The organism is Marinobacter sp. (genome assembly GCF_035268745.1).
Taxonomy (GTDB): Bacteria; Pseudomonadota; Gammaproteobacteria; order Pseudomonadales; family Oleiphilaceae; genus Marinobacter.
In genome coordinates this window covers 1-3117 of sequence record NZ_DATFKH010000218.1, presented here as the reverse complement: position 1 = coordinate 3117, position 3117 = coordinate 1, and the positions used below count along the sequence as shown (strand labels likewise).

Annotated in this window: 4 protein-coding genes; all 4 read left to right on the top strand. The window is 57.8% G+C overall.

Features of this window, described 5'->3' with window-relative positions; genetic code table 11:
- On the top strand, positions 1-1170 hold a 1170-nt coding region (locus VJ956_RS14315), incomplete at its 5' end, for a class I tRNA ligase family protein (protein ID WP_324085718.1).
- Between the two features lie 25 nt (positions 1171-1195).
- Positions 1196-1702 (top strand): signal peptidase II, encoded by a 507-nt coding sequence (gene lspA / locus VJ956_RS14310; protein WP_324085717.1) that lies wholly within the window; start codon positions 1196-1198, stop codon positions 1700-1702.
- Between the two features lie 22 nt (positions 1703-1724).
- Positions 1725-2177 (top strand): peptidylprolyl isomerase, encoded by a 453-nt coding sequence (locus VJ956_RS14305; protein ID WP_324085716.1) that lies wholly within the window; start codon positions 1725-1727, stop codon positions 2175-2177.
- A 169-nt stretch (positions 2178-2346) separates the two neighbouring features.
- Positions 2347-3117, top strand: a 771-nt coding sequence (ispH, locus tag VJ956_RS14300; RefSeq protein WP_324085715.1) for a 4-hydroxy-3-methylbut-2-enyl diphosphate reductase, incomplete at its 3' end; no start/stop codon positions are given.

Here is a 3117-nt window from a genome sequence, read left to right as displayed (position 1 = left end):
CGCCCGGAACTGGGCCAGTTCCCGGCGGACATGTACCTGGAAGGCTCCGACCAGCACCGCGGCTGGTTCCAGTCCTCCCTGAAAACCTCCATTGCAATGAATGGTGTGGCGCCCTACAAGCAGGTGCTCACCCATGGTTTTACGGTGGATGGCAAGGGCCGCAAGATGTCCAAGTCACTGGGCAATGTGATCGCGCCCCAGGAAGTCATGAACGAACTGGGTGCCGATATCCTGCGGCTGTGGGTATCGGCCACGGATTACAGCGGTGAAATGACCGTTTCCAGGGATATCCTCAAACAGACAGCGGACGGCTACCGCCGTATCCGCAACACCTCACGTTTCCTGCTCAGCAACCTGACCGGCTTCGAGCCAGAGCAGCACTCGGTTGCGCCGGAGGACATGATTGCCCTGGATCGCTGGATGGTGGACAGGGCTCTGAAGCTGCAGCAGGAGCTGAACGAGGATTTCCAGAACTACGACTTCCTGCGAATTTACCAGAAAGTGTACAACTTCTGCGAAGCCACTCTGGGTGGCTTTTACCTGGATATCATCAAGGACCGCCAATACACCACCCAGGCTGACAGCCGCGAACGCCGCTCCTGCCAGACGGCGCTGTACCATGTAGCGGAAGCCCTGGTGCGCTGGATTGCGCCGATCCTTAGCTTCACTGCGGATGAGATCTGGCAGCACCTGCCGGGTGAGCGTGGCGACACTGTGTTCTATGAAACCTGGTATGAGGGGCTGACCGCGCTTCCGCAGAACGCCGAGCTGGGCCGCAACTACTGGACCCGGATCTCCGCTGTCAAGGAAGCGGTGAACAAGTGCCTGGAAGCGGCCCGTGGCCGTGGTGAGATAAAGGGTTCGCTGAGCTCGGAAGTCACACTCTACTGTGAAGGCGAGCTGGCGAGAGACCTTGGTTACCTGGGAGAAGAGCTCCGCTTTGTGCTGATTACTTCAGAGGCCACCGTAAGGCCGGTGTCCGAAGCCGGTGATGCCGAGAGCACGTCTTATGAGGGTTTGTTGGTGAAAGTGACCCCCGCGAGCCATGCCAAGTGTGAGCGTTGCTGGCACCACCGGGCGGATGTCGGCCAGAGCCAGGAGTACCCTGACCTTTGTGGCCGCTGTGTGACCAACGTTGAGGGACAGGGCGAGTCCCGGTCCTTCGCCTGATGGAAGCCGGGCTGTGGAAAGTGCAATGAACCAAAGTGAAGCAACCGGGTCCAAGCTTCGCTGGCTCTGGCTGGCGGCACTGGTGATTGCGCTGGACCTGGGCACCAAGGCCATGGCCACGGCCATGCTGAGCTATGGCAACCCGGTGCCGGTGATGCCGATGTTCAACCTGACCCTGTTGCACAATACCGGCGCCGCTTTCAGCTTTCTGGCCGGTGCTTCCGGCTGGCAGCGGTGGTTTTTTGTCACGCTGGCGGCAGTGGTCAGCGTATTTCTGGTACGCTGGTTAAAACAGCTGAAGGCTGAGGAAACCTGGACAGCCATTGCCATCGTATTGATTCTTGGCGGGGCCCTGGGCAACGTGTATGACCGCGTTGTTCATGGTTATGTGGTGGATTTTCTGCATTTTTACTGGAACGACTACCACTTTCCCGCCTTCAATATTGCTGATACCGCCATCACGGTTGGCGCCGGCATGATGATTCTCGATATTTTCCGTCAGTCCGGTGAGTCGAAAGACAAAGCGGAGTGACCGGGAACCGGAGTAAGCAACCATGAAAGAGCTTCCTGTTGACCATCAGACCCGGGTTACCCTGAATTTTGCACTCAAGTTCAGTAATGGTGAAGTGATTGATTCCACGTTCGACAAGGAGCCGGTCACCCTGGACATCGGCGATGAAAATCTCCCGGAGAACTTTGAGGCCTGTCTGATGGGCATGAAAGCCGGTGAGCGCGGCAGTTATGAAGTTCCGCCGGAAAAAGCCTTTGGCCAGCACAACCCCAATAATGTGCAGACCTTCAAACGCCATGAATTCAGTGCCGATATGGTGGTTGAAAAAGGTGTGATGATTTCGTTCGCCGATGCGCGCCAGAGTGAGCTGCCGGGGGTCATCGCCCGGGTTGAGGGCGACGAGGTTGAGGTGGACTTTAACCACCCCCTGGCCGGGCGTACACTGACGTTTGAAGTGGAAATTATTGATGTGGAGCCGGTTGGGGCTGCTCACTAAGCTTCGGGCCCGCTGAGTTTAGTGTATGTCAGCGGGTGAGTCGGGCCTTCCGGGATACGCGGTGAATACTTCCCTGTACGCTCGGCAAAATCATCCGTGATTTTGACGATCCCGGAAGGCCCAACCCACCCGCTTCCGCAAACTTGTTTGATATCGCTAGGTAGTTTTTATGCAAATCCGACTCGCTAATCCCCGTGGCTTCTGTGCCGGGGTCGACCGCGCCATTGAAATCGTCAATCGCGCTCTGGACGTGTTCGGCGCGCCGATCTATGTGCGTCATGAAGTTGTGCATAACAGGTTTGTGGTGGATAACCTGCGGGAACGCGGGGCTGTCTTCGTGGACGAACTGGAAGAGGTGCCGGACGACAAGCTGGTGATTTTCAGCGCTCACGGTGTCTCCCAGGCGGTGCAGAACGAAGCCGCGCGGCGGGGTTTGAAGGTGTTCGACGCCACCTGTCCGCTGGTCACCAAGGTTCACCTTGAAGTGATGAAGTACAGCCGGGATGGCCGGGAATGCGTTCTGATCGGCCACCATGGTCATCCGGAGGTGGAAGGAACCATGGGGCAGTATGACCACAGTAACGGTGGTGAGATCTACCTGGTGGAAGACGAGAAAGATGTTGCGTCGCTGGAGGTGAAAAATCCCTCGAAACTGTCCTACGTCACCCAGACCACGCTTTCCATGGACGATACGGCCCGGGTTATCGATGCTCTCAGGGTGAAGTTCCCGGAAATCGAGGGCCCCCGCAAGGATGACATCTGTTACGCCACCCAGAACCGTCAGGATGCGGTAAAGCAACTGGCCGGTGACTGTGATCTGATGCTGGTGGTCGGCTCGCCCAACAGTTCGAACTCCAACCGCCTGCGTGAGCTGGCGGAGCGCATGGGCACGCCAGCCTACCTGATTGATCAGGCCTCCCAGATTGAGCCCCGGTGGCTG